General features: G+C 72.6%; 27 protein-coding genes. 14 read left to right on the plus strand and 13 right to left on the minus strand.

Annotated elements, in window-relative coordinates; all coding sequences use genetic code 11:
• Positions 1 to 39: 39 nt before the first annotated feature.
• A complete protein-coding gene (locus tag NI26_RS03035) occupies positions 40 to 792 on the plus strand; it encodes an SDR family NAD(P)-dependent oxidoreductase (protein WP_066657758.1) in 753 nt (250 codons plus the stop codon).
• A 410-nt stretch (positions 793 to 1,202) separates the two neighbouring features.
• Here NI26_RS03035 and NI26_RS03040 read toward each other — a convergent pair whose 3' ends face one another.
• On the minus strand, positions 1,203 to 2,144 hold the full coding sequence (locus tag NI26_RS03040) for an acetamidase/formamidase family protein (RefSeq protein WP_066652232.1): 942 nt from the start codon (positions 2,142 to 2,144) through the stop codon (positions 1,203 to 1,205).
• A gap of 126 nt (positions 2,145 to 2,270) precedes the next feature.
• On the opposite strand from NI26_RS03040, the gene NI26_RS03045 reads away from it, so the two are divergent.
• The 4 genes from NI26_RS03045 (at position 2,271) to NI26_RS03060 (ending at position 5,287) form a co-directional block, all read left to right on the plus strand.
• Positions 2,271 to 3,140 carry an alpha/beta hydrolase gene (locus NI26_RS03045; protein WP_066657760.1) on the plus strand — a complete coding sequence of 290 codons (870 nt, stop codon included), beginning with the start codon at positions 2,271 to 2,273 and terminating at the stop codon, positions 3,138 to 3,140.
• Positions 3,141 to 3,223: 83 nt separating this feature from the next.
• Entirely contained in the window at positions 3,224 to 4,273 is a 1,050-nt protein-coding gene (locus NI26_RS03050; protein WP_066652234.1) for a lipoate--protein ligase family protein, read from the plus strand.
• 43 nt (positions 4,274 to 4,316) lie between these two features.
• Positions 4,317 to 4,838 carry a hypothetical protein gene (locus tag NI26_RS03055; protein ID WP_066652236.1) on the plus strand — a complete coding sequence of 174 codons (522 nt, stop codon included), beginning with the start codon at positions 4,317 to 4,319 and terminating at the stop codon, positions 4,836 to 4,838.
• A 119-nt stretch (positions 4,839 to 4,957) separates the two neighbouring features.
• A complete protein-coding gene (locus NI26_RS03060; protein WP_066652239.1) occupies positions 4,958 to 5,287 on the plus strand; it encodes a hypothetical protein in 330 nt (109 codons plus the stop codon).
• A gap of 18 nt (positions 5,288 to 5,305) precedes the next feature.
• Here NI26_RS03060 and NI26_RS03065 read toward each other — a convergent pair whose 3' ends face one another.
• Complete coding sequence (locus tag NI26_RS03065; protein ID WP_066652241.1) at positions 5,306 to 5,590, minus strand: GNAT family N-acetyltransferase; 285 nt, start codon at positions 5,588 to 5,590, stop codon at positions 5,306 to 5,308.
• Positions 5,591 to 5,669: 79 nt separating this feature from the next.
• Between NI26_RS03065 and NI26_RS03070 the strand changes: the two genes are divergently transcribed.
• Together NI26_RS03070 and NI26_RS03075 are read left to right on the plus strand one after the other, a co-directional pair.
• Entirely contained in the window at positions 5,670 to 6,566 is an 897-nt protein-coding gene (locus tag NI26_RS03070) for a DNA-methyltransferase (RefSeq protein ID WP_442854640.1), read from the plus strand.
• Between the two features lie 67 nt (positions 6,567 to 6,633).
• Entirely contained in the window at positions 6,634 to 7,140 is a 507-nt protein-coding gene (locus NI26_RS03075) for a hypothetical protein (protein WP_066652243.1), read from the plus strand.
• An 89-nt stretch (positions 7,141 to 7,229) separates the two neighbouring features.
• On the opposite strand, the gene NI26_RS03080 is transcribed toward NI26_RS03075, so the two are convergent.
• From NI26_RS03080 to NI26_RS03115, 8 genes are all read right to left on the minus strand, one after another.
• Positions 7,230 to 9,653 carry an MDR family MFS transporter gene (locus NI26_RS03080; RefSeq protein WP_081984641.1) on the minus strand — a complete coding sequence of 808 codons (2,424 nt, stop codon included), beginning with the start codon at positions 9,651 to 9,653 and terminating at the stop codon, positions 7,230 to 7,232.
• Positions 9,654 to 9,865: 212 nt separating this feature from the next.
• A complete protein-coding gene (gene pgm / locus NI26_RS03085) occupies positions 9,866 to 11,485 on the minus strand; it encodes a phosphoglucomutase (alpha-D-glucose-1,6-bisphosphate-dependent) (protein ID WP_066652245.1) in 1,620 nt (539 codons plus the stop codon).
• A gap of 163 nt (positions 11,486 to 11,648) precedes the next feature.
• Positions 11,649 to 11,894, minus strand: a complete 246-nt coding sequence (locus NI26_RS03090) for a hypothetical protein (protein WP_066652247.1) — start codon at positions 11,892 to 11,894, stop codon at positions 11,649 to 11,651.
• A gap of 120 nt (positions 11,895 to 12,014) precedes the next feature.
• A complete protein-coding gene (locus NI26_RS03095; protein ID WP_066652249.1) occupies positions 12,015 to 12,677 on the minus strand; it encodes a class I SAM-dependent DNA methyltransferase in 663 nt (220 codons plus the stop codon).
• On the minus strand, positions 12,674 to 13,324 hold the full coding sequence (locus tag NI26_RS03100) for a TIGR04282 family arsenosugar biosynthesis glycosyltransferase (protein WP_066652251.1): 651 nt from the start codon (positions 13,322 to 13,324) through the stop codon (positions 12,674 to 12,676). The genes NI26_RS03095 and NI26_RS03100 overlap by 4 nt, the downstream gene beginning before the upstream one ends.
• Positions 13,321 to 14,064 (minus strand): glycosyltransferase family 2 protein, encoded by a 744-nt coding sequence (locus tag NI26_RS03105; RefSeq protein WP_058728516.1) that lies wholly within the window; start codon positions 14,062 to 14,064, stop codon positions 13,321 to 13,323. Before NI26_RS03105 ends, NI26_RS03100 begins: the two co-directional genes overlap by 4 nt.
• A gap of 414 nt (positions 14,065 to 14,478) precedes the next feature.
• Complete coding sequence (locus NI26_RS03110; RefSeq protein ID WP_066652257.1) at positions 14,479 to 15,552, minus strand: NAD-dependent epimerase/dehydratase family protein; 1,074 nt, start codon at positions 15,550 to 15,552, stop codon at positions 14,479 to 14,481.
• Positions 15,549 to 16,409 carry an MTAP family purine nucleoside phosphorylase gene (locus NI26_RS03115; protein ID WP_235426472.1) on the minus strand — a complete coding sequence of 287 codons (861 nt, stop codon included), beginning with the start codon at positions 16,407 to 16,409 and terminating at the stop codon, positions 15,549 to 15,551. The genes NI26_RS03110 and NI26_RS03115 overlap by 4 nt, the downstream gene beginning before the upstream one ends.
• Before the next feature lie 117 nt (positions 16,410 to 16,526).
• On the opposite strand from NI26_RS03115, the gene NI26_RS03120 reads away from it, so the two are divergent.
• From NI26_RS03120 to NI26_RS03150, 7 genes are all read left to right on the plus strand, one after another.
• Positions 16,527 to 17,768 carry a molybdopterin molybdotransferase MoeA gene (locus tag NI26_RS03120; RefSeq protein ID WP_235426473.1) on the plus strand — a complete coding sequence of 414 codons (1,242 nt, stop codon included), beginning with the start codon at positions 16,527 to 16,529 and terminating at the stop codon, positions 17,766 to 17,768.
• Positions 17,765 to 18,265, plus strand: coding sequence for a cyclic pyranopterin monophosphate synthase MoaC (moaC, locus tag NI26_RS03125; protein ID WP_066652259.1), 501 nt, complete (start codon positions 17,765 to 17,767; stop codon positions 18,263 to 18,265). Before NI26_RS03120 ends, moaC begins: the two co-directional genes overlap by 4 nt.
• Positions 18,262 to 18,774, plus strand: a complete 513-nt coding sequence (locus NI26_RS17040; RefSeq protein ID WP_066652261.1) for a MogA/MoaB family molybdenum cofactor biosynthesis protein — start codon at positions 18,262 to 18,264, stop codon at positions 18,772 to 18,774. The genes moaC and NI26_RS17040 overlap by 4 nt, the downstream gene beginning before the upstream one ends.
• A gap of 17 nt (positions 18,775 to 18,791) precedes the next feature.
• Positions 18,792 to 19,199 (plus strand): molybdenum cofactor biosynthesis protein MoaE, encoded by a 408-nt coding sequence (locus tag NI26_RS17045; RefSeq protein ID WP_235426479.1) that lies wholly within the window; start codon positions 18,792 to 18,794, stop codon positions 19,197 to 19,199.
• Complete coding sequence (locus NI26_RS03140) at positions 19,196 to 19,864, plus strand: hypothetical protein (protein ID WP_066652278.1); 669 nt, start codon at positions 19,196 to 19,198, stop codon at positions 19,862 to 19,864. The genes NI26_RS17045 and NI26_RS03140 overlap by 4 nt, the downstream gene beginning before the upstream one ends.
• 58 nt (positions 19,865 to 19,922) lie before the next feature.
• Positions 19,923 to 20,321, plus strand: coding sequence for a PLD nuclease N-terminal domain-containing protein (locus NI26_RS03145; RefSeq protein ID WP_066652280.1), 399 nt, complete (start codon positions 19,923 to 19,925; stop codon positions 20,319 to 20,321).
• Positions 20,322 to 20,555: 234 nt separating this feature from the next.
• Positions 20,556 to 22,403, plus strand: a complete 1,848-nt coding sequence (locus tag NI26_RS03150; RefSeq protein ID WP_066652282.1) for an ABC-F family ATP-binding cassette domain-containing protein — start codon at positions 20,556 to 20,558, stop codon at positions 22,401 to 22,403.
• Between the two features lie 60 nt (positions 22,404 to 22,463).
• Here NI26_RS03150 and NI26_RS03155 read toward each other — a convergent pair whose 3' ends face one another.
• The 3 genes from NI26_RS03155 to NI26_RS03165 are packed head-to-tail and all read right to left on the minus strand — an operon-like array spanning position 22,464 to position 23,883.
• Positions 22,464 to 22,808, minus strand: a complete 345-nt coding sequence (locus NI26_RS03155; protein ID WP_066652286.1) for a hypothetical protein — start codon at positions 22,806 to 22,808, stop codon at positions 22,464 to 22,466.
• A 33-nt stretch (positions 22,809 to 22,841) separates the two neighbouring features.
• Complete coding sequence (locus tag NI26_RS03160) at positions 22,842 to 23,330, minus strand: VOC family protein (protein WP_144411231.1); 489 nt, start codon at positions 23,328 to 23,330, stop codon at positions 22,842 to 22,844.
• A gap of 58 nt (positions 23,331 to 23,388) precedes the next feature.
• A complete protein-coding gene (locus tag NI26_RS03165; protein ID WP_066652288.1) occupies positions 23,389 to 23,883 on the minus strand; it encodes a MarR family winged helix-turn-helix transcriptional regulator in 495 nt (164 codons plus the stop codon).
• Positions 23,884 to 23,895: the final 12 nt, after the last annotated feature.

Here is a 23,895-nt window from a genome sequence, read left to right on the forward strand (position 1 = left end):
TTGTGCACGATCGACGGAACGTCGAGGAAGAAGGAGAACATGTCCGAGTTCGAGGGCAGGGTCGCCGTCGTCACCGGTGGCGGCAGCGGCATCGGGGCTGCGATCGCGAAGGAGCTCGCGGCCGCGGGCGCGCGGGTCGTCGTCACCGACATCAAGGCCGAGGCCGCGCAGCGCGTCGTGGCCGAGATCGAGGGCGCCGGGGGCACCGCGAGTGCGTTCGAGGCGAACTCCGCGGTCGCGGGCGACAACGAGCGGATGGTCCAGCACGCGGTCGACACCTACGGCGCGCTCCACCTCGCGGTGAACAACGCCGGCATCGGTGCGGCTCCCCAGCCCATCGGCGAGTACGACGTCGAGGCGTGGGACCGGGTCCGCGCGGTCGACCTCGACGGCGTCTTCTACGGGCTCCGCTACGAGATCCCGGCGATCCTGGCTGCCGGTGGTGGCGCGATCGTGAACATGGCGTCGGTGCTGGGGTCGGTCGGCATCGCGCACAACGCCGCGTACGTGGCGTCGAAGCACGCGCTCGTCGGGCTGACCAAGGTCGCGGCGCTCGAGTACACGGCGCAGGGTGTCCGCACGAACGCGGTCGGTCCCGGGTTCATCGACACCCCGCTCGTCCGGTCGTCGCTCTCCGCCGAGGAGCTCGCGGCGCTCGAGGGTGAGCACGCGGCGAAGCGGCTCGGTACCGATGCCGAGGTCGCAGCGCTCGTGCTGTTCCTGCTGAGCGACAAGGCCTCGTTCATCAGCGGCAGCTACCACCTGGTCGACGGCGGGTACTCCGCGCACTGACCCCGGAGCGGGTGTACTTGGTCGGATCGGGCGTACCCGGTGAGAACGGGCGTACCTGATCGCAACGATCGACCAGGTACGCCCGTTCTCACCTTCCATCGCAGGTGCGATGGGAAAGAACGGGCGAACGGGAGGCGCGGCGCGGCTCGAGCGCGCCGTCTCGCCAGCGCGGACGCGACGAGCATGGTGGCGCGCCTGCCAACCGGGACGGATCGGGCGTGCCTGGTCGGTTCGGGCGTACCTGGTCGGAACTTCCGGTCAGGTACGCCCGTTCTCTCCCTGCATCGCGAGTGTCATGGGAAGGAACGGGCAGACAGGAGGCGCGACCCGAGTCCCCGACGTCGAGCACGCTGGTCGCGCCTCCCGTCCCGGCGCGTGGTGCCGATGGACCGTCGGCTCGCGTCGGGCGCTCAGCCTGCGTCGGGCGCGAGGATCGCGTCGTGGGGGAGCAGTGCGTGCACGCCCCAGGTCCGGTTCGCGACCTGGGTCACGCGCATGCTCACCGCGACGCTCGCCATCGCCAGTGCCTGCCCGCGGGTGATCCCGTGCAGCCCGACGATCCAGTCGACCATCCGGTCGAGCGCCGTCGTCGTCGCCGTGTTGAGGTCGGCGTCGAACCCGAACGTGATGTGGCCGGCAGGGGTGTCGGCGTGGACGCCCTCGACCGGGGCGTGGTCGAGCAGGGACAGCGTCATCGTGGTGGTCATGCCGCACTCGACCGCGGTGCCGGAGACCTCGCCGTCGCCCTGTGCGGCGTGCCCGTCCCCGACGGAGAGCAGCGCGTCCGGCACGGTGACGGGCAGGTACAGCGTCGCGCCGGCGACCAGTTCTCGGCAGTCGATGTTGCCCCCGCCGAGCGGACGCGGCGGGATCGTCGAGTGCTCCCCGGTGGGCTCCGGCGGCAGACCGACCACGCCGAGGAACGGCGCGGTCCGGACGCCCAGCCCGAGCTGGTTCCACGCCGTGCCGGCGTCCGCGTCGACGTCCCAGAGCAGCGGCCCGCGCGACGCAGCGTCGACGAGCCCGAGCGCCCGGTTGACCGGGGTGTCGACGCCGCCGGACCCGGTGTAGCCCCAGTCGTCCGGCACCAGCGCGTCGAAGCGCACGGCGAGCACCTGTCCGGGTCGCGCTCCCGCGACCGCGATCGGTCCGACCAGACAGTGCCCGCGTCGCGGATCGAGGAGCGTCGGTGCGTCCGCCCCCGGCGCGGCCAGCCGTTCGGTGTAGCCCGCGGCGCTCAGCGTCCGAACGGTCACGGTGTCACCGTCCTCGACGCGGAGCACGGGCTCGCGTTCCGCGGTGAGGACGTCGACAGCGGTGTCGGGCGAGGCATCGATGCGGTGGGAGGTCACCGGTCGATCCTCCCAGGCGTGCAGCGTTCCTGGTGGACCTGGGCGGGCTCCGAGCCGGCTGCGTGGACGCCGGACGGACACGCCACGGACCGCCTGCGCCGCCTCCACGTCTGCGAGGATCGACCCGTGCCCACCTTCTCCGCCGCTCGAGGGGACTCCTCGTTCACCGACGCCCACGGCGTCGAGATCGTCTACTCGACCTGGCGCGCCGCCAGGCCGAAGGGCATCGTGCAGATCGCGCACGGCGTCGGGGAGCACGGGCTCCGGTACGAGCCGCTCGCGCAGGACCTCGTCCGTGCCGGGTACACCGTGCACGCGAACGACCACCGCGGGCACGGCCGGACCGGTCTGGCGCAGTGGGACGGGGACCACGCGCGGCTCGGACGGCTCGGACCCGGTGGCCTGCGGGCGGCGATCGCGGCCGTGGAGCAGATGAGCGACGTCGCCCGCGCGCAGGACCCCGGCGTCCCGCTCGTGCTCGTCGGGCACTCGTGGGGGTCGCTCATGGCACAGCGGATCGTGAACACCTCGTCGGAGCGGTACGACGGGGTCGTGCTCTCCGCCACGGCGTACCGACTGCCCGGGTGGATGAACAGCGGCGACCTGAACGCCCGGCACGCGGGCTCCGGACCGACGAAGTTCGAGTGGATCACGCGCGACCGGGCCGTCATCGACGCGATCGCCGCCGACCCGCTCGCGGTCGAGGCCGACGTGATCAAGCTCTTCGGCGTCCGTGACGCCGCGCGGCTGCTCGGCGTGCCACGCCGAGGCATCCCGCACGACCTGCCGATCCTGCTGCAGGTCGGATCGGACGACACCCTCGGCGGCCCCCGTTCCGTGGAGCGGCTCGCCCAGGCGTACCGCCGTCGCGGTCGGCTGTCGGACGTCCAGGTCCACGTCTACGACGGGGCGCGGCACGAGGTCTACAACGAGACGAACCGCGACGAGGTGGTCGCCGACCTGATCGCGTGGCTCGACCGCCACGTGGCGCGCTGACGCGACGGGCTGCCGGACGGGAGGCGCGTGGCAGCGGTGCCCCGTGCCTCCCGTCCGGCGGACGGCGGGCGTAGGCTCGCCCTGTGCACGGTGAGTACAAGGTCCCCGGAGGCAAGCTGGTCGTCGTCGACCTCGAGGTCGTCGACGGGAGCATCCAGGAGTTCCGGCTGGCGGGTGACTTCTTCCTCGAGCCGGACGACGCGCTGCCGCTGATCGACCAGGCCGTGGACGGCCTGCCCGCGACCACCGACGCGGCCGGCATCGCCGCCGCGGTCCGCACGGCGCTGCCCGAGGGGGCGGTGCTGCTCGGCTTCACACCGGAGTCGGTGGGGGTCGCCGTCCGTCGCGCGCTCTCGCGGGCGTCGACGTGGCAGGAGTACGACTGGGAGATCGTGCACGAGGGGCCGATCAGCCCGAACGAGCACCTCGCGCTCGACCAGGTCCTGACCGAGGAGGTCGGTGCCGGCCGTCGCGGTCCGACCCTGCGCATCTGGGAGTGGGACCAGCCCGCGGTCGTGATCGGGTCGTTCCAGTCCTTGAAGAACGAGGTCGACCCGACCGGTGCCGCGAAGTACGGCGTCGAGGTCGTCCGCCGCATCTCCGGCGGTGGCGCCATGTTCATGGACGCCGGCGCGATCATCTCGTACTCGTTGTACGTGCCGACCGACCTCGTGCAGGGCATGACCTTCGCCGACTCGTACGCCTACCTGGACGAGTGGGTGATCGAGGCGCTGAAGTCCCTCGGGATCGACGCGTACTACCAGCCGCTCAACGACATCTCCTCGACCAAGGGCAAGATCGGCGGCGCGGCGCAGAAGCGGCTCGGCACCGGTGCCCTGCTGCACCACGCCACGATGAGCTACGACATGGACGGCCAGAAGATGGTCGAGGTGCTCCGCATCGGTCGCGAGAAGATGAGCGACAAGGGGACGACCTCGGCCGCCAAGCGTGTCGACCCGCTGCGTTCGCAGACCGGTCTGACCCGAGCCGAGATCATCGACCGGCTGATCGGCACCTTCACGAAGCTCTACGGCGCGCACGAGGGCCACGTGACCGAGGCGGAGCGGGCCCGCGCGCGCGAGCTGGTCGAGACGAAGTTCGCGACGCGGGAGTGGCTCGAGCGGGTGCCCTGACCGGGCAGTGACGCCCGTACGGAGCGCCCTCTATGCTCTGCGCATGCGTCGTCCGAGCCGTCTCCTGTCCGCCACGGTCGCAGGACTCGTGGTCCTCGGTGTCGCGACGGCCTGCTCGTCCGCACCTGTCTCCGGACTGCTGTCCGACGATGCCGACGCGACACGGGCGGCAGGACTCGACCGGTGGGGCGACGCGATGAACGCAGCGCTGCTCGACGGGGACCGCGGCTTCGGTTCGTCGAACGGACTCGACCGTGGCGCGGCCGGGACGGAGACGCCCGCCGGCGACTGGGACCTCCTCGTCGCCTGCAACGGCGTCGACGGCAAGCGCCTGCGGGTGTCCGTGGGACCCGGCGGCCGTGACGAGGTCCTGCGCACCGACGTACCGTGCGGCCTGGTCACGAGGGTGCCGGTCACGGTGCCGCGCGGCGGCGGGCTGACGGTCGAGGTGGAGCCGCAGTCGGACGCGAGCGATGCTGTCCGGCACGGCGACGTCGTCTCGTACTGGTACGTCTCCATCGTGCACCGCGGCTTCGAGCCGGAGGCGACGGTCGTCGTCGACTGATCCGCACGACGGACACCGTTGGACGAGCTCGCGAGCAGTCCGCCGGCGCGGCGGACCGATCGCCAGGATCATCCGCGCGGCGGAGGCCCTGGCCGGTCGACTGACGTAGCGTCGGGACCGTGAACTGGTTGATCCTCCTGGGGGCGGTGGCCGTGGCGGCCGTCGTGATGTGGGTCGCCGATCGCGTGGGGTGGATCGACCTGTCGAACAAGGCCACACGCAGCGGCGGATCCGGCGGTGTCGGCGCGATGATGGACGAGGTGTTCGCCCCGACCCGTCACGAGACGCAGGCCGAGTACGAGCGGCAGTCGCGCCTCCCGGAGGAGGCCCCGACGCCCGCCGACGACGACCACGACCTGCTCAGTGGCACCGTCCTCATCCGTGTGCCTGCGGTCGGACACCGCGGGCGGCACGAGGCGCGACCCGGCACGCTCGACCGCACCTACTGAGCGCGAGCACCTGCCGCGCTAGCGCGTGGTGAGCTCCTGGTAGTCCGGGTGCCGCTCGATCCACGCCTTGACGTAGGTGCAGAGCGGGACGACCCGCAGGGACCCCTCGCGGACGTCGTCGAGCGCGTGCTGGACGAGGATCGACGCATGGCCACCGCCGCGGTGTGCGGGGTCGACCTCGGTGTGGGTGAAGCGGATCTCGTCGCCGGCGACCTCGTACGCCGCGAAGCCGATGACCTCGCCGTCCTCGACCAGGGAGTACTGCTGCGCGTCGGTGTCGTTGCGGACCTCGGGTGATGCCATGCAGGGGACCGTACGCCGTCGGACGCGGTGGGGGCTGGGTGCGGTCGGGCGTCGGTCCGCTCTGCGGGAGGATGGTCCGGTGCGCAGCATCGACGACTCGAGCCCCGACCTCGTCGTGCTCGGCGACAACCTCGACGTCCTGCCGACACTGCCCGACGCGTCGTTCACGGTCGTCTACCTCGATCCGCCCTTCAACACCGGACGGAAGCAGCGGCGCCACGCGGTGACCGCCCAGCGCCGGACCGTCGGCGACGCCGGGACGATCACGGGCTTCCGTGGTCGGACCTACGAGCGGATCCGCGGTGACCTGATGCGCTTCGACGACCGCTTCGAGGACTACTGGGCGTTCCTCGAGCCACGCCTGCTCGAGGCCTGGCGGCTGCTCACCGACGACGGCACGCTGTACCTGCACCTCGACTACCGCGAGGCCCACTACGCCAAGGTGCTGCTCGACGCGCTCTTCGGCCGCGACGCGTTCCTCAACGAGATCATCTGGGCGTACGACTTCGGCGCGAAGTCCCGCACGCGCTGGCCGACCAAGCACGACACGATCCTGGTCTACGTGAAGGACCCGGAGCGCTACTGGTTCGACTCCGAGACGGTCGACCGCGAGCCGTACATGGCGCCGGGACTCGTCACGCCGGAGAAGCGCGAGCGTGGGAAGCTGCCGACGGACGTGTGGTGGCACACCATCGTGTCGCCGACCGGCAGCGAGAAGACCGGCTACCCGACGCAGAAGCCCGAGGGGGTCCTGCGTCGGATGGTGCAGGCGTCGTCGCGCGAGGGGGACTGGGTGCTCGACTTCTTCGCGGGGAGCGGCACGCTCGGTGCGGTCGCTCGTGACCTGGGCCGGCGGTTCGTGCTCGTGGACGACAACCCGGTGGCGGTCGACGTGATGCGGCGCCGGTTGCCGCACGCAGCGGTCGAGTCGGCGGTCGGTTCGGCGGTCGTGTCTCCCGTCGCGCAGGAGGACTGAGCGCCTTCCGCCCGGAGCGGCCAGGATGGATCGGGGCGGACGCGTTGCGCCCGGGGAGACGGGGGAGATGGCGGCGAAGAGGGTCCGCACGGCTGCGGTCGGACTGATGGTCAGTGCACTCGCCCTCACGGCCGGGTGCACGGGCGGGACGGGTTCCCCGTCGTCGCGGCCCGAGGACGCGGAGCGAGCGGTGCAGCAGATCGTGGACGACTCCGCCAGTGCGCTCGGAGGGGACTGGACCGTGGAGGAGGGCCCACGACTCGGGACGTGCACGGACGAACGCGGCAACGGCGAGGGCGTGCACTCCACGATCCTGTCCTCGCGAGCCGAGCGCGGCGACATCGAGACCGATGTCAGCACCCTCACCACGCTGTGGAAGCGTGCCGGGCTCGTGACGGAGCGCTTCATCAACAGGGACGGCAGCTACTCCGGACTCAACGGCAGGGGCGCCGGGATCGCGAACATCGCGTTCAACTCGTCCGACCTGGGCGGCGGCGACACGATCAGTGCGACCTCGGAGTGCGCGGCTGGCGACTACGTCGAGCTCCGGGAGCAGGAGCGCGGGCAGCGCTGACGAGCGCGGCGCCCGTCCGGTAGGGACGACGGAGGCGACACCCTCGACGTCGTACGACGTCGACGATGTCGCCTCCCAGCGGCGGCGGGCTACTCCGCCGTGTGTCGCCCGTGGTGCTCGGCCGTGGTACCCGGCGGCGTGGCCCCGTCCGACGAGGCGTGCGCCGGGTGCGTCCGGATGGTCGCGGTCGTGGCCGGAGGCTCGTCCACCGGTGCCGCCGCGGCGTGCGCGCCGTGCGTGGTCGCGTCGGCGAGCGGTGCCCGGGTGCCGCCCTCGGGGTCGTGACCGGCGCGGTCAGCTGCACCCGTGTCGGAGGCGGGCCGGTCGGCGGGGGAGGTGGTGCCTCCGGACCGGTCCTGCGGCTGCTGCACCGTGACGTCGGGCGAGGTCGGGACCGCCCGGACCGACCCCGTGTCCGGGGTGACCAGCGAGCCGGTGTCCGCCGCCGCCTGCTGCGCATCCGCCGCCAGGCGGTCGGAGTCGCCCTTCGCCGCGTTCGCCTGTTCCTGCAGTGCAGACACCTTGCGGAGCGGCGGGACCCGGAAGAACCAGGTCAGGACGAAGGCGAGCAGGATGACACCCAACCCGACGAAGTAGACGACGACGGCCGACTGGCTGAACCCGACCAGGAACGGACGGGTGAGCCGCTGGTCCGCACCGTTGAGGAACGACGTGTCGCTCGTGGCCGAGCCGGCGGACGAGCTGGCCGCCGTGTCGCCGTTCTTCAGCTGGTCGACCAGCTTCGGCGCGACCTCGTCGACCACGGCCTTCCGCTGGTCGGCGTTGCTGTAGTCGATCTGCAGCGTGCCGTCGACGACCTCGGCGTTCGCCTTGGACGCGGCGGTCTCGAGCGCCTGCTGCTCGGCGGCCGACTTGTTCGCGGCGACCTGCTCGGCGATGACCGAGTCGGCGGAGGCGGCGGGGATCCGGCCGGCGGCGACCTGCTGCTGCACCTGCGCGGTGACCTGCTTCGTCACGGCCTGGTCCGCGGCCTGCTTCGCCGCTGCGGCACCCTGGTCGAGACCCTGCTGCACGTTCTGCTGCACCGGGTCGACGATCTTCGACCAGATCTGGTCCATCACGCCCTTGTTCTCGGACGCGCTGGCGACCGAGGGGGTGAGCGCGGCGGTGAGGGCCGGCTTGAGCGTCGACTCGTTCTGCATCGCGCCGGTGATGTTCGTCGGCATGAGCGTGAACAGGACGGACAGGAGCACCGCGGTGCCCATCGTGCCGCCGATCTGGCGGAAGAACGTCGCTGCACTCGTGGCAACGCCGATGTCCCGCGGGGAGACCGAGTTCTGCGCGGCGAGGGTCAGTGTCTGCATGAGCTGCCCGAGCCCGAGACCGATGCCGAACATGCCGAGCATGAGGAACCAGAGGGGGCTGTCGGCGGTCAGGAAGGTGAGGAGCGTGAAGCCGATCGCCGTGAACGCGGTGCCCGTGATCGGGAAGGCGCCGTAGCGGCCGGTGCGCGAGATGATCTGACCCGAGGCGATCGAGGAGATCATCAGACCGAGCACCATCGGCAGCATGGCGAAGCCGGACTCGGTCGGGGTGACGCCCTTGACGATCTGCAGGTAGAGCGGGATCGTCAGCATCGCGCCGAACATCCCGAAGCCGACGAGCACGGACAGGACCGCGGCCATCGAGAACACCCGCGAGCCGAAGAGCTTGAGCGGGAGGATCGCGTCGTCGCCCATGGAGCGCTCGACGATCACGAAGGCGACGAGACCCAGCGCGCCGATCGCGTAGCAGGCGATCGCGCCGGGGGAGTCCCAACCCCACTCGCGACCCTGCTCGGCGATGAGGAGCAGCGGGACGAGGGTGACGATGACCAGCGAGGCGCCCCACCAGTCGATGCGGGGCTTCCCGCGGTCGCCGAACTTCGGCAGGTGCAGGAACGTCGTCACCATGAAGAGCGCGATGATGCCGACGGGCACGTTGACCAGGAAGACCCAGCGCCACCCGCTGACGAACAGGATCTCGGACGCGCCGGCGAACAGGCCGCCGACGAGCGGCCCGATGACCGAGGAGATGCCGAACACGGCGAGGAAGTAGCCCTGGTACTTGGCGCGCTCGCGCGGGGCGAGCATGTCGCCCATGATCGCGAGCGGCAGCGACATCAGGCCGCCGGCGCCGAGGCCCTGCAGCGCGCGGAACCCGGCGAGCATGAGCATCGAGGTCGAGAACGACGCGGCGAGCGACCCGAGGATGAAGATGCCGATCGCGGTGAGGAACAGCGGGCGGCGGCCGAAGATGTCGGAGAGCTTGCCGTAGATCGGCGTCGTGATCGTGGACGCGATCAGGTAGGCCGTGGTCACCCACGCCTGCTGGTCGAGCCCGTGCAGGTCGTCGCCGATCGTGCGGATGGCGGTGCCGACGATGGTCTGGTCGAGCGCGCCGAGGAACATGCCGGCCATCAGTCCGTAGATGACGAGCAGGATCTGTCGGTGGTTCATCACCGCGTTCGAGGACGTGGTGGGGGCCGCGGGTGCGGTCGCCGTCTGGGTCATTCGGTCTCCCGTGCGTACTGGTGCTCGCGCGTCGCTCTCGCCCGGGCGCGGGGAAGCGTTGTTGCGCGCACTGCAAAAATACAACCAGCGCAAACGGATTGTTCCCATCCGCCTCGTTCCTGTGGACATCGGCAGGGTCCTCCGGCGGATGCGGAGGAGCGACAGGGGCGCCACCGGACGGATCCGGTGACGCCCCTGTCGGTCGTCGGGGACTACGCGCCCAGGGCGGCGTCCACGATCTCCTTCGCCTCGCGCTGCACCTGCTCGAGGTGCTCCTGCCCGACGAAGCTCTCCGCGTAGATCTTGTAGACGTCCTCGGTGCCGGAGGGCCGTGCGGCGAACCACGCGTTCTCCGTGACCACCTTGACGCCGCCGACGGCGGCGTCGTTCCCCGGCGCCTTCGAGAGCTTCGCGGTGATCGGGTCGCCGGCCAGGGTGTCGGCGGTGATCGCGTCGCCGTCGAGCTTCGAGAGCCGGGCCTTCTGCTCCTTGCTCGCAGCGGCGTCGACCCGCTGGTAGACCGGCGCACCGAAGCGCTCCGTGAGCTCGGTGTAGAGCTGCGAGGGGGTCTTGCCGGTCACCGCGGTGATCTCGGACGCCAGGAGCGCCAGGATGATGCCGTCCTTGTCGGTCGTCCACGCCGTGCCGTCCTTGCGGAGGAACGAGGCGCCCGCGGACTCCTCGCCGCCGAACGCCACGGAGCCGTCGATGAGACCGGGGACGAACCACTTGAAGCCGACGGGGACCTCCCACAGCCGGCGGCCGAGCGACTCCGCGACGCGGTCGATGATGCTCGACGACACGAGCGTCTTGCCGATCGCCGCGTCGTCGCGCCACTCGGGGCGGTGCGCGTAGAGGTACTCGATCGCCACGGCGAGGTAGTGGTTCGGGTTCATCAGGCCGCCGTCGGGCGTGACGATGCCGTGACGGTCCGAGTCGGCGTCGTTGCCGGTCAGGACGTCGAAGTCGTCCTTGTGGGCGAGCACCGACGCCATCGCGGACGGGCTCGACGGGTCCATGCGGATCTTGCCGTCCCAGTCGAGGGTCATGAACGCCCACGTCGGGTCGACCTCGGGGTTCACGACGGTCAGGTCGAGGCCGTAGTGGTCGCGGATGCGCTCCCAGTACGGCAGCGACGCCCCACCCAGGGGGTCGGCGCCGATCTTCACCCCGGCGCGCTTGATCGCGTCGATGTCGATGATGTGCTCGAGGTCCGCGACGTACGTGCCGAGGTAGTCGTAGCCCTCGGCTGCGGTCTCGTCCTGGCGGCGGACGTCGGCGTTCCCGCCGGCGATGATCGCGTTCGCCCGGTCGGCGATCCACGACGTGGCGTCGCTGTCGGCCGGGCCACCGTGCGGCGGGTTGTACTTGAAGCCGCCGTCACGAGGGGGGTTGTGGCTCGGCGTGATGACGATGCCGTCGGCAGTGTCGCCGTGCTCCGCGCGGTTGTAGCGGATGATCGCGTGGCTCAGTGCGGGCGTCGGGACGAAGCCGTCCTCGGCGTCGGCGAGCACGCGGACGCCGTTGGCGGCCAGGACCTGGAGCGCGGTCTGCTCCGCCGGCGCGGAGAGCGCGTGCGTGTCCCGGCCGATGAACAGCGGACCGGTGGTGCCCTGCTCGGTGCGGTACTCGACGATCGCCTGCGTGATCGCGGCGATGTGCGTGTCGTTGAAGGCGGTGTCGAGCGACGAGCCGCGGTGGCCGGAGGTGCCGAACACCACCTTCTGCTCGGGGATCGACACGTCGGGGACACGCTCGTGGTACGCGGCCAGGAGGGCGTCGAGGTCGACGAGGTCGTCTGCGGTCGCGGGGGTGCCGGCGCGGTCGTTCATGCGCCCATCCTGGCACCAGGACCCTCCGCGCGTCGCCGGGTGTCACGCAGCCGCACGGGTCCGGCAGGAGACCGCCCCGGTACGGCACGAGCGGCCGCCCTGCCGGGGACGTGGGGGGACGTCCCGGGTCGGGCGACCGCTCGCGGTCTGGGGGAGCCGGGGCTCAGGCGGTCCGGAACGACCCGGTCGTCGTCCGCAGCGAGCCGGTCACGGTCCGCGTCGAGGACGTCGCGGTGCCGGGACGGCGGGACTGGGTGTCCACGAAGCGGCCGAGCGCACGGCCCGCCCCGGTGCCGGTGTAGCTGCCGACCGGGCGCCATGCGGCCTCGACCGTGTACGCGCCGAGCTCGTCGCGCTGCTCGAGACCGGAGACGTAGGCGCCGCCGAGGGGGTTCTGTCGGTTCTGCACGGGTGCTCCTCGTCGTCGTGCCGAGGGTCCCGGGTCGTCGGACCGACGACCAGGACGCCGTCGGCTGTTGCCCACGACGCTACCGCTTTGTCTTGAATCATGCAAGACAACGCGACGCGGTCACGCGACGAGTTCGCAGAACGTCCGTCCGTCGGCGGTCCAGCTCTGCCGGGCTCGCAGCCCCGCCGTGGCCGCGTGACGGAGGAGTGCGTCGACGCCGACCTCGGCCCACGGGAAGCCCTCGCTCCGGTTGCCGTCCACGTCGACCACGTGCGCGGTGAACGCACGGTCCGCCGCGCGGTCCACGTGGGTCTCGACGACCACGCGGCCGCCGTCGCGGACGATCTCGCCGCACCGGGCCAGGAGCGCGACCGGGTCGCCGCCGATGCCGATGTTGCCGTCGATCACGAGGGCGGTGTCCCAGCGGCCCTCGTCGGGGATCGGGTCGAACACCGAGCCCTGCACGGCCGTGCCGCCGGAGCGTCGGGCGATCGCGACGGCCTCGGCGGAGACGTCCACGCCGAGCGAGGGGATGCCGAGCGCCCGGGCGGCGACGAGCATGCGACCGGGGCCGCACCCGATGTCGATCACGGGGCCGTCCGCGCCCTCGAGGAGGGAACGGTCGATCCGGTCGGCTGCGGCGCTCCACCGGCCGACGTCCATCGTGACCTCGACGTCGGGACGCTCCGGGTCGGTCAGGCGCAGGTGGCCGTCGGTCTGCAGGGCGCGGGCGTACGGCTCGCCGCCGCCGGCGCCGAACGTGACGGTGTCGTGCATCGTCATCGGGCACCTCCGGTCGTCGTGGTCATGGTCGTGTCGTGCTCGGCGGCGAAGGCCGTGGCGAAGCGCGAGGTCGGCGCGAGGGCGGCGACCTGCTCGGCGTCCGCGACGGTGTCGACGTCGAGCAGCGCGGGCAGGGTGCCGACCGACAGGCCGGCGTCGGTCAGGCGCGCGAGCTGCACGGCGCCCGTGTCGTCCTGCGACATCGGGACGCCGCGGAGCAGGGCGCCGTCGGGCTCGCGCAGGTACAGCGACCAGAAGCCACCGTCGTCCGCCGGACCGAACCACGCGTCGCGTTCCGGGTCGTCGAACACGGGTGCGAGGTGCTCGGAGGTGGCCTGCGGGGTGTCCATGCCGACGAGCAGCGTCGGACCGGTCATCGCGTCGAACATCGCCCCGAGGCGCTCGTCGAGGCCGCCGCCGACCTGGTGCAGGACCTCGAAGTCGTCGGTGCCCTCGGGCAGGACGACGCCGTCGTAGAGCAGCACGCGACGCGAGGCGGGCAGGGCACGCACCGTCGCGATCGTGTCGGCCAGCGCGGCCGAGGCGACGCGGGCAGCACCCTCCGGGGTCAGGGCCGGCGTCAGCCGGGTCTTGACCTTGCCGGGCAGGCACTCCTTGGCCACGACGACCACCGTGACGTCCGTCATGAGCGTGCTCCTTCCGTGGTGGACCCGGCCACGTCGCGGGCCGGACCGGGCGCGACCACGCGGGGGCGTGCCTCCCGGCCGTACTCGCGCAGCAGACGGGACATGTCGCGGACGGCGTTGACCGTCCCGCGGAGCGTGCCGGTGACCTTGCTGTCACCGACGCGCTGGGCGTACCCGATGTCGGACTCGTCGACCCGCCACCCGGCCGCGTGTGCCGCCAGGACCATCTCGAGCGGGTAGCCGCTGCGTCGGTCCTGCAGGTCGAGGGCGACCAGGTCGGCGCGGCGCATGACGCGCATCGGACCGAGGTCGCGGAGGCGGTAGCCGGTCGCGCGGCGCATCAGGACCGCGAGCACGCGGTTCGCGAAGCGGGCGTGCGGCGCCCACGCGCCACGGGTGGTCGGCACGCGCCGACCGAGGGCGAGGTCGGTCCGCCCGTCGGCCACGCGGGCGACGAGGTCGGGCAGCTCCGCGGGGTCCATCGAGGCATCGGCGTCGCAGAACGCGACGTACTCCGCGGTCGCGGCGGCGACGCCGGCGGCACACGCCGAGCCGAAGCCCTTGACCGGTTCGGTGACGACCGTCGCGCCGTGGGCGCGGGCGACGTCGGCGGATCCGTCGGTCGAGCCGTTGTCGACGACGATGGCGCGGTACCCCTCGGGCAGGCGGCCGATGACGCGCGGGAGCGCGTCCGCCTCGTCCAGGCAGGGGAGGATCACGTCGACGGTCATGTGGTCCATTCGGTGCGGGTCGCCCTGGCGACGGGGCCGATCTCCGGTCGCGCGCGTCGCGTCCTCGTCGGGCTGGTCGCCGGCGGGTGGGGTTCGGTCCATGCTCACGACGTAACACGATGACACGTCGCGGGGTACAGGATCCTGTCCCCCAGGGCGTGTCGAGCGCGGTGATCGGACCGTCTGGCCCGCGATCGGGGGACGGCCGGGAGGCCCGGGTGCGGTCCCGGGTCCGCGTGCGCGGGCGGGTGGTGCGTGCTCGCCCCGCGCTGGTGCGGTGGCGTCTCGCGCTGGTGCGGTGGCGTCCCGCGCTGGTGCGGTGGCGGACGCGAGACTCGCCTGGGCGGACACGGCTCGCGCCCCGAGGCGCGAGCCGTGTCCGCTGAGACGAGTCTCAGGCGGCGTCGTCCGCTGGACGCTGCGTCACCGCTGCACGGCGGCGCGGAGCGGTGCGGTCGCGAAGTCACGCATGCCCTGCTCGAAGTCGACCTGCGCGTGCCAGCCGAGCTCCGAACGGATCCGCTCGGACGACGCCGTGACGTGCCGGACGTCTCCGAGTCGGTACTCCCCGGTGACGACCGGCTGCGGGCCGTCCGGCCCGGCGATGGCCGCGGCCATGTCACCGATGGTGTGGACGACGCCCGAGCCCACGTTGTACGCGCGGAAGGTCTCGGCGGGCAGCTCCGCGGTCGCGGCGATCGACGCGGCGTTGGCACCCGCGACGTCGTCCACGTGCACGAAGTCGCGACGCTGGCGGCCGTCCTCGAAGACGCGGGGTGCCTCGCCGCGGGCCAGGGCAGAGCGGAAGAGCGACGCGACACCGGCGTACGGGGTGTTCGACGGCATGCCCGGCCCGTAGACGTTGTGGTAGCGCAGGGCGATCGCGGTACCGCCGGTCGCGCGGGCCCACGACGAGGCCAGGTGCTCCTGCGCGACCTTCGTCTGCGCGTAGACGTTGCGGGGGTCCAGGGCGGCCGACTCGTCGATCAGCCCGGGCACGAGCGCGCGACCGTCGGGCCCGATCGGGTCGAAGCGTCCGGCGTCGAGGTCCTCGCGTCGTCGTGCCGGCGGCCGCATCGGTTCACCGTCGGCGGTCTCGTAGGCGCCCTCGCCGTAGACCACCATCGAGCTCGCGACGACCAGGCGGCCGATGCCGTGCCGGTCCATGCCCGCGAGCACGTGCGCGGTCCCGGCGTCGTTGGACGACACGTAGTCCGGGGCGTCCTGGAAGTCGACGCCGAGGCCGACCTTGGCCGCCTGGTGGCAGACGACGTCGACGCCGTCGAGCGCCGCCTCGAGGGCGACGCGGTCACGGACGTCACCGTGCACGAACGACAGGCCCTGCTGCTCGTGGGCGCGGACGACCTCGGCCGGGTCGCCGTGCACGTCGTCGCGCAGGGAGTCGAGCACGCGGACCTCGTGCCCCTCGGCGAGGGCGCGACGGACGATCGCGGACCCGATGAAGCCCGCGCCGCCGGTGACGAGCAGGCGGCTCACGCCGTCGCCCCGAGGACGCTGGCGCTGGCGGCAGCGGGGACGAGCTCGCGCGGGGTGTAGTCGTCGGGCAACGCGGCGACGACGCCACCGATGGCGCGGACGATGACCTCGTTCGCGCGGGCCAGGCGCTCCATGACGGCGCCGTGGGTGACAGGGGCCTCGGTGGACCGTGCCGCCTCGTCCTCGATGGGGGCCAGGCCGGCGTCGGCGTCGGTCACGAAGGACAGGTTGACCGTGCCGATGCCGAGCTCGGCAGCGAGCGGCACCTCGGGCGTCATCGTCATGTTGATCGTGTGGCCGCCGGCCTCGCGCATCCAGGTCGACTCCGCGCGGGTCGAGAAGCGCGGGCCCTGGATGACGACGCACGTGCCCGTCGGCCGGAAGGGCACGTCGAGCGCGGCGACGGCGTCGATCGCGGCGCGGCGGAGCACCGGGTCGAAGGGGTCGGCGAAGGACAGGTGCTGCACCTGGTCCTCGAAGAACGTGTCCTTCCGGCCCCAGGTGCGGTCGATCAGCTGGTCGGTCACGACGAAGGTGCCGGGGGCGTAGTCCGGGTGCAGGCCACCGACCGCGCTCGACGAGACGATCGCACGCACGCCGAGGGACCGGAGAGCCCAGACGTTCGCGCGGTGGTTGATCAGGTGCGGGGCGACCGAGTGCTCGCGACCGTGGCGGGTGAGGAACGCGACGCGCTTGCCGGCCATCGTGCCGACCGTGATCGGACTCGACGTCGGGCCGTAGGGCGTGTCCAGGGTGATCTCGTCGGCGGTGCCCTCCTCGAAGAGGCGGTAGAGGCCGGAGCCCCCGATCACCCCGATGCGAGCCGTCGTTCCGTCCACAGGTTCGGTCGTGGTCACGTGGTCCTCCACAGGTCCTCCGGATGTCCTCGGCGCGTGGTGCGCCCTGGATACGCTACTGACGCCCCTCCGGCATCGACCGGGAACGGGGCGTCCCCACGAGGTTCGGAGGCATCCGTGCGCACGATCGGTCAGCACCGCGACGAGGTCGCCGCGCTCCTCGCGCCCGTGCTCGCTGCGCGGGCGGAGGAGACCCTGCCGCTCGACGCGCTGGCGGACGGCGCCGGTGCCGGCCGTGGGTACCGGGTGCTCACCCGGGCCGTCTCCGCGCCGGTCCCGCTGCCGGTGTTCGACAACAGCCAGATGGACGGGTTCGCCGTCCGGTCGACCGATGCCGGCAACGACGTCCGCGTGGTCGACCCGATCCCCGCCGGGGCCGTGCCGGCACCGCTCGGCCCGGGCACCGCTGCGCCGATCATGACCGGGGCGCGGATCCCCGAGGGCGCGGACGCCGTCGTGCCGGTCGAGGCGACACCGCCGGGGGCGTTCCCCGCGGCGCTGGGGCTCGACACGCTGACCGTGCCCGCCGGGACGACCACCGGGACGTTCGTCCGCCGGGTCGGCAGCGACGTCGCCGTCGGCGCCGAGCTCGCCCCGACCGGGTCCCCGGTGACGCCGGCGCTCCTGGGGGCCCTGGCCTCGGCGGGTGTCGGCGAGGTGTCCGTGGTCCGCCCGGTCCACGTGCTCGTCGTGTCCACCGGCAGCGAACTCACCGATGACGCCGCGCCTGACGGGCTCGACGGAGCGGGCGCGGTGATCCGCGACGCGAACGGTGTCGCGCTCCGTGCGGCCCTGGCCGAGGTCGGTGCGATCGCCCGTGGCGTCCGGCTCAGCGACGCCCCGGACGCCTTCCTGCCGGGACTCGAGTCGGCCGTCGGTGACTGGGCCGACGTCGTCCTGACCACCGGTGGGATCAGTGCGGGGGCGTACGAGGTCGTGCGTCAGGTGCTCGAGCCGCGCGGACTCGCCGTGACCCCGGTCGCGATGCAGCCCGGCGGACCCCAGGCCCTCGGACTCGTCGACCTCGCCGGTCGACGAGTGCCGGTCGTGGCGTTCCCGGGCAACCCCGTGTCCGCCCTCGTGTCGTTCGAGGTGTTCCTGCGGCCGGAGCTCGCGGCCCTCGTCGGTGCACCGGACCGCCCGACCGCCGAGCTGCCGGCCGCCGAGTCGGCGAGCTCACCCGTCGGCAAGCACCAGGTCCGCCGCGGCCGGGTCGCCGACGGGCGTGTGCACTTCGTGGGCGGGCCGAGCTCGCACCTGCTCGGGCACCTCGCCGCTGCCACCCACCTCGTCCACGTCCCCCTCGGCACCGACTCCGTCGAACCGGGGGACCCGCTGACCGTCTGGAGCCTCCGATGACCGACGACCACCCGAACGGCGTGCGCGACGCCGAGCTCTCCCACGTCCGCGCCGACGGCACCGCGCACATGGTCGACGTGTCCGACAAGGACGTCACTGCCCGCTCGGCCACGGCCACGGCCACGCTGGTGACCCGCACCGACGTCGTCGAGCGGATCCTCGACGGGTCGCTGCCCAAGGGAGAGGTGATCGGCACCGCCCGGATCGCGGCGATCATGGCCGTCAAGAAGACGTCGGACCTGGTGCCGCTCTGCCACCCGCTGCCCATCGCCGGGGTCGAGGTGGACATCACCGGCGACGGCGACCGCGTGCGGATCGAGGTCTCCGTGCGCACGACCTCCCGCACCGGTGTCGAGATGGAGGCCCTGACCGGCGCGAGCGTCGCGGCACTGACCGTGTACGACATGGTGAAGGCCGTCGACCGCACGGCCGTGATCACGGACGTCCGGGTGCTCGAGAAGCACGGCGGACGCTCGGGCGACTGGAGCAACCGATGAACCCCGAACCGACCAGGGGCCGCGCGGGCGTCGTCGTGGTCTCCACGCAGGCCTCGACCGACCCCGCGCTCGACCGCACCGGACCCGTCATCGCCGCATGGCTGCGCGAGCGCGGCTTCGCCGTCGCCGAGCCGACGATCGTGCCCGACGGCGGCCCGATCGCCGAGACGGTGTCCGCCGAGCTCCTCGCGGACGCGAAGGTCGTCGTCACCACGGGCGGTACGGGCGTGACCCCGACCGACCGCACGCCCGAGGCCGTCGCACCCCTGATCGACCTCGAGCTGCCGGGCATCACCGAGGAGATCCGCCGGCGCGGACTCGCCGGTGCCGGTCCGACCGCGCTGCTGACCCGCGGGGTCGCGGGCATCGCCGGTGGCCGCACCGTCGTCGTGACCCTGCCCGGGTCGCGCGGGGGCGTCGCCGACGGGCTCGCGGTGCTGGACGGGGTGCTCGACCACGTGCTGGCCCAGCTGCACGGCGAGGGCCACGCACCCCGGAGCGCGTCGTGAGCGGCGACCGTGTCGTCGTGGCCGACGTCGTGGACCGGGTGATCACGGTGGACGAGGTCTCCGCTGCCGTCACGACCGACCGCGACGGCGCCGTCGTGACCTTCGCCGGGGTCGTCCGCGACCACGACGAGGGCAAGGGCGTCACGGCACTCGACTACGAACGGCACCCGAGCGCGGGAGACGTCATCGCCGAGGTCGCCCGGACGATCGCCGTCGACCACCCCGAGGTCTGCATCGCCGTGCTGCACCGCGTCGGCGCGCTCGGCATCGGGGACGTGGCGCTCGCCGCAGCAGTGGCGTCGCCGCACCGTGCCGAGGCCTTCGCAGCCTGCGCCGCGCTCGTCGACCTGGTGAAGGAGCGGACGCCGATCTGGAAGCGCCAGGAGTTCACCGACGGCACGGACGAGTGGGTCGCTGCGCTGTGACGGACGAGGAGACCGCGGCCGGTCACCGGTGGGCACTCGCGCAGGAGCGCGCGGAGGCCGTGCTCGCGGTTGCTGCCCCGGCCGACCGTCAGCGATCGGCGGGTGCCGTCGCACGGGTCCTCGGCGGGTCTGCGGGGATCGTCGCCGTCCTGGTCGCGCTGGCACTCACGGTGCCACCCGAGGCACCCGCGAGGACGGTGGTGTCGATCGGCGTCGCCCTCGGCGCGCTCGTCCTCCTGCTCACGCAGATCATCCGAGCAGCCGCGGCACGTCGACGCGCCGGACCGGCGCCAGCGCCGGTGGTGGCGGTCCTGCAGACGCGCGAGCGGCACGCGGTCCGGCAGGCGTTCCACGGCCGCCGTCTCGTGCCGGACGACCGTCACGACGTCGTGACCGCCGCGGCCGTGCAGGCAGCGTCGGGAACCGAGCTGGTGTGGTTCTGTGCCACAGCGGTGCTCTGGGTGAGCAGCGCTGCCGTCGGTGGCACGCTCTGGCCGATGTACGCCGCGCTCGCCGTGGTGAACATCGCAGCCGTCGTCGTTCCCGCTCGGGACACCCTCGCCGCGCGACGGTGGCTGACGCAGCACCCGCTGGCCGCGGGCCCTCTCGACGTCACCACGGCCGAGACCTGTGGAACCGCGCAGGAGACCGACGCCCGATCGTGATCCCGGCACTCGTTCAGGGCATGGTCCCGCACTCGGCGGATCCATAGACTCCGGAGCCATGAGCGTTCTGCTGTACGGCGCGGGGATCGTGCTGCTCGTCTTCGCCCTGATCGACATCGTCACCCGGGGCGAGGACCAGGTCCGCGGACTCCCGAAGTTCGCCTGGGTCCTGATCTGCATCTTCGTGCCCGTGGTCGGCAGCATCGTGTGGTTCGCCGTCGGGCACGACTGGAGCGCGAACGACCGGAACCACGGCCGCTACCTCGAGCCGAACCGCCACGAGGACCGGTACGCCAGCATCGGTCACGCCCGCGCCGCCCACGGCGACAAGCGCGTGAACGGCACCGAGCAGGAGCTCGCTGCGCTCGAACGCGAGATCGAGTACTGGGAGGCGCAGGCGCGCCTCCGGCGTGCCAAGGAGGCCGCGGGCGAGGGCGAGCCGACCCCGGGGAGCTGAGCCGCGCCTCCAGGCCGGCAGCCGCTGCCCCGCTCGCTCGCCGCAGCCGCCACCCCGCTCGCCGCAGCACAACCCAAAGCACGTCGCGCCGCGGAATCTCGTGGCGCGACGTGCTTACGGTTGTGCGGGAGCACTCAACGCCACCCCGCAGCACCCGCACCCCGCGGCACCCGCGCCCCGCGGCACCCGCACCCCGCGGCACCCGCACCCCGCCGCGCCGCCTACCCTTGACGGGTGGCTCATCTCCTCGGCGCCGAGAACGTGCATCTCGAGTTCCCCACCCGTGTCGTCTTCGACAGCGTCACCCTCGGCCTCGACGAGGGCGACCGCATCGGCGTCGTCGGCCGCAACGGTGACGGCAAGTCGACCCTGCTCGCCCTGCTCGCGCAGCGCCTCGAGCCGGACGCCGGCCGCGTCACCCATCGGCGCGGCCTGACCGTCGGGTACCTCGACCAGCGCGACGTCCTGCCTGCGGGGGCGACCGTCGGCAGCATCGTCGTCGGCGAGCTCGAGGAACACGAGTGGGCCGGGGACCCGAAGATCCGCGACATCATCGGTGGCCTCGTGTCCGACATCCCGTGGGAGGCCAGGGTCGACGACCTGTCCGGTGGGCAGCGGCGACGGATCGCGCTCGCGAAGCTGCTCGTGGGTGACTGGGACGTGCTGTTCCTCGACGAGCCGACGAACCACCTCGACGTCGAGGGCATCCAGTGGCTCGCCGACCACATCAACCGCCGGTGGTCGTCGAACCAGGGCGGCATGGTCGTCGTGACGCACGACCGGTGGTTCCTCGACGCGGTGTCGACCGACACGTGGGAGGTCCACGACGGTGTCGTCGAGCCGTTCGAGGGCGGCTACGCGGCGTACATCCTGCAGCGCGTCGAGCGTGACCGGCAGGCAGCCGCGAGCGAGCAGCGGCGGCAGAACCTGGCCCGCAAGGAGCTCGCCTGGCTCCGCCGCGGTGCCCCCGCGCGGACCAGCAAGCCGAAGTTCCGCATCGACGCGGCGAACGCCCTGATCGACGACGTGCCGCCGATCCGTGACACCGTCGGCCTGTCGCAGATGGCGACCGCCCGGCTGGGCAAGGACGTCGTCGACCTGCTCGACATCGGTGTCTCGTTCGGCGACGACGTGATCCTGCGTGACGTCGAGTGGCGGATCGCACCGGGGGAGCGGACCGGCATCCTCGGACCGAACGGTGCGGGCAAGTCCACGCTCCTCAACCTGGTGTCCGGCAAGCTGCAGCCGACCACCGGCCGCGTGAAGACCGGCAAGACCGTGCAGGTCGCGGTGCTCGACCAGCAGCTCGCCGACCTGCAGCAGTTCGCGGACGACCGTGTCCGCGAGGTCGTCGCCCGCAAGAAGACGAGTTACATCGCAGACGGCAAGGAGATGACGCCGTCGCAGCTGCTCGAGCGGCTCGGCTTCACCTCGGAGCAGCTGTCCACGCCGGTCAAGGACCTCTCCGGCGGGCAGAAGCGCCGCCTGCAGCTCATGCTCATCCTGCTCGACGAGCCGAACGTGCTGATCCTCGACGAGCCCACGAACGACCTCGACACCGACATGCTCGCCGCGATGGAGGACCTGCTCGACACCTGGCCGGGCACCCTGCTCGTCGTGTCGCACGACCGGTACCTGCTCGAGCGGGTCACCGACCAGCAGTACGCGGTCCTCGGCGGGCACCTCCGCCACCTGCCAGGCGGCGTCGACGAGTACATGCGGCTGCGCGCGTCCGGCTCCGTCCCGCAGACGGCTGCTGCGGCCGCCGCCGCCTCGGCCGGGAGGCCCGACACGGCGCCGGCAGGCGGCTCCGGCGGTGCCGCGGCCGGGTCCAGCGCCCCTGCCGCGTCCGGCCTGTCGGGTGCGGACCGTCGCGCCGCGGAGAAGGAGATGTCGGCCCTCGACCGGAAGATCGCGAAGGCGGGGCAGGACCGGCAGAAGCTGCTCGACGCGTTCGCCGCGCACGACCAGTCGGACTACGCGGGGCTCGGGGCGCTGCAGACGAAGCTCGGGGCGCTCGACGCCGAGGTCGAGCAGCTCGAGGAGCGGTGGCTCGAGGTGGCCGAGCAGCTCGGGGTGTAGCGGGAGCCACGGGTCCGAGACCCGTAGCTCGACCGACGCAGCGTTGCCGGACGACCCGGGTCAGGGGCCCTCGCAGTCGAGTTCGGTCGGCTCGAGGTCCGCGCCCCGGCCCACGCCGTAGGCGGACGGATCCGTGACCGTGCGCAGTCGGCCGAGCCGGTCCTGCTCGGTGACGACGACGGCGCGGACGAACCCGGCGCGCTGGTCCGGGTCGAGCACGAACCGACCGACGACGTCGAGGTACCCGTGCGGCGGGACGACGACCCCGCTGTCGACCGGTACCGTCCGGCCGTACTCCGACGGGCGCGCGGCGTCCTCGGTGACGGTGAGCCCGGCAGCGTCGGCGGTCGGGTGCGGCGCGAGCGCGAGGTGTTCGCACGGTGTCGACCCGGACCGTGCGGACATGCACGTCGTGGGCGGTGTCGTTGGCGAACGCCGTCAGGAACCAGGCGGCTGCGTCGCTGTCGTCGACTCCGGGTCGACGCTGTCCTGCTCGGGGTCGGCTCCGGCCGGGTCACCGCCACCGGGGTTCGCCACGACCTCCCAGAGGTGGCCGTCCGGGTCCTGGAAGAAGCCGGACCACATTCCCCACGGGCGCGTGTACGGCGCCGCGAGCATCGTCGCTCCGGCGGCTGCCGCACGGTCGAGGAACGCCTGTGCGGCCTCCTGCGACGGCTCGAAGTGCCCGATGGTGGTGCTCGGTGCCTCGGCGAGTGCGACGCCGGAGTCCTTCCGCATGTCCTCGCGCCCGTAGACACTGACGATCAACCCGTCGTCGAGGGTGAACATCGCCGTGGTGCCGCCCGCCGCGGTCTCGGACGCGGGGTACTCGGTGCCGATGATCCCGCTGCCGTCCATGCCGAGCAGTGCGCGGTAGAAGGCTGCCGAGCGTCCGACGTCGGCCACGGCGAGGGTGATGGCGTGCATGCCGCGCACGCTACGCCGGACCGGCCGCCGGCTGCCGGCTGCCGTCTGCCGGCTGCCGTCAGTCGCCGAGCCCGAGGATGAGTCGTCGGAGCAGCCCGGACAGCTGCGCCTGCTCGTCCTCGGACACCCCGGACAGGATCGCGCGTTCGGCCTGGAGCAGGTCCGCGATCGCAGCGTCCACGGCTGCGCGACCGCTCGCCGTGAGGGACACGAGGATGCCCCGACCGTCCCGCGGGTCCGTCCGCCGGTTCACGAGCCCTCGCGCCGCGAGCCGGTCGACCCGGTTCGTCATCGTGCCGCTCGACACCAGGGTCTGCTGCAGCAGCGCCTTCGGGCTGAGCTCGTACGGTTCGCCCGCACGCCGCAGCGCCGACAGCACGTCGAACTCCCAAGGCTCGACGTCGCTCGCGTCGAACGCGGCCCGTCGTGCGCGGTCGAGGTGCCGGGCGAGCCGGTCGACGCGGGACAGGACCTCGAGCGGCCCGAAGTCCAGGTCGCCCCGCTCCCGACCCCACGCCGCGACGATCCGGTCGACCTCGTCCTGCTGCGGCATCCCTCCATCTTG

Origin of the sequence: Curtobacterium sp. MR_MD2014 (assembly GCF_000772085.1) — a bacterium.
Taxonomy (GTDB): Bacteria; Actinomycetota; Actinomycetes; order Actinomycetales; family Microbacteriaceae; genus Curtobacterium.

Bases quoted from the DNA above. Each gene is read 5' to 3' on its own strand.
- NI26_RS03035 (WP_066657758.1), top strand. From the start codon at position 40: ATGTCCGAGTTCGAGGGCAGGGTCGCCGTCGTCACCGGTGGCGGCAGC.
- NI26_RS03055 (WP_066652236.1), top strand. From the start codon at position 4,317: ATGCGTCGTCCGAGCCGTCTCCTGTCCGCCACGGTCGCAGGACTCGTG.
- NI26_RS03065 (WP_066652241.1), bottom strand. From the start codon at position 5,590: ATGGCATCACCCGAGGTCCGCAACGACACCGACGCGCAGCAGTACTCC.
- NI26_RS03075 (WP_066652243.1), top strand. From the start codon at position 6,634: ATGGCGGCGAAGAGGGTCCGCACGGCTGCGGTCGGACTGATGGTCAGT.
- NI26_RS03080 (WP_081984641.1), bottom strand. From the start codon at position 9,653: ATGACCCAGACGGCGACCGCACCCGCGGCCCCCACCACGTCCTCGAAC.
- pgm (WP_066652245.1), bottom strand. From the start codon at position 11,485: ATGAACGACCGCGCCGGCACCCCCGCGACCGCAGACGACCTCGTCGAC.
- NI26_RS03095 (WP_066652249.1), bottom strand. From the start codon at position 12,677: ATGACGATGCACGACACCGTCACGTTCGGCGCCGGCGGCGGCGAGCCG.
- NI26_RS03100 (WP_066652251.1), bottom strand. From the start codon at position 13,324: ATGACGGACGTCACGGTGGTCGTCGTGGCCAAGGAGTGCCTGCCCGGC.
- NI26_RS03105 (WP_058728516.1), bottom strand. From the start codon at position 14,064: ATGGACCACATGACCGTCGACGTGATCCTCCCCTGCCTGGACGAGGCG.
- moaC (WP_066652259.1), top strand. From the start codon at position 17,765: ATGACCGACGACCACCCGAACGGCGTGCGCGACGCCGAGCTCTCCCAC.
- NI26_RS17040 (WP_066652261.1), top strand. From the start codon at position 18,262: ATGAACCCCGAACCGACCAGGGGCCGCGCGGGCGTCGTCGTGGTCTCC.
- NI26_RS03145 (WP_066652280.1), top strand. From the start codon at position 19,923: ATGAGCGTTCTGCTGTACGGCGCGGGGATCGTGCTGCTCGTCTTCGCC.
- NI26_RS03155 (WP_066652286.1), bottom strand. From the start codon at position 22,808: ATGTCCGCACGGTCCGGGTCGACACCGTGCGAACACCTCGCGCTCGCG.
- NI26_RS03160 (WP_144411231.1), bottom strand. From the start codon at position 23,330: ATGCACGCCATCACCCTCGCCGTGGCCGACGTCGGACGCTCGGCAGCC.
- NI26_RS03165 (WP_066652288.1), bottom strand. From the start codon at position 23,883: ATGCCGCAGCAGGACGAGGTCGACCGGATCGTCGCGGCGTGGGGTCGG.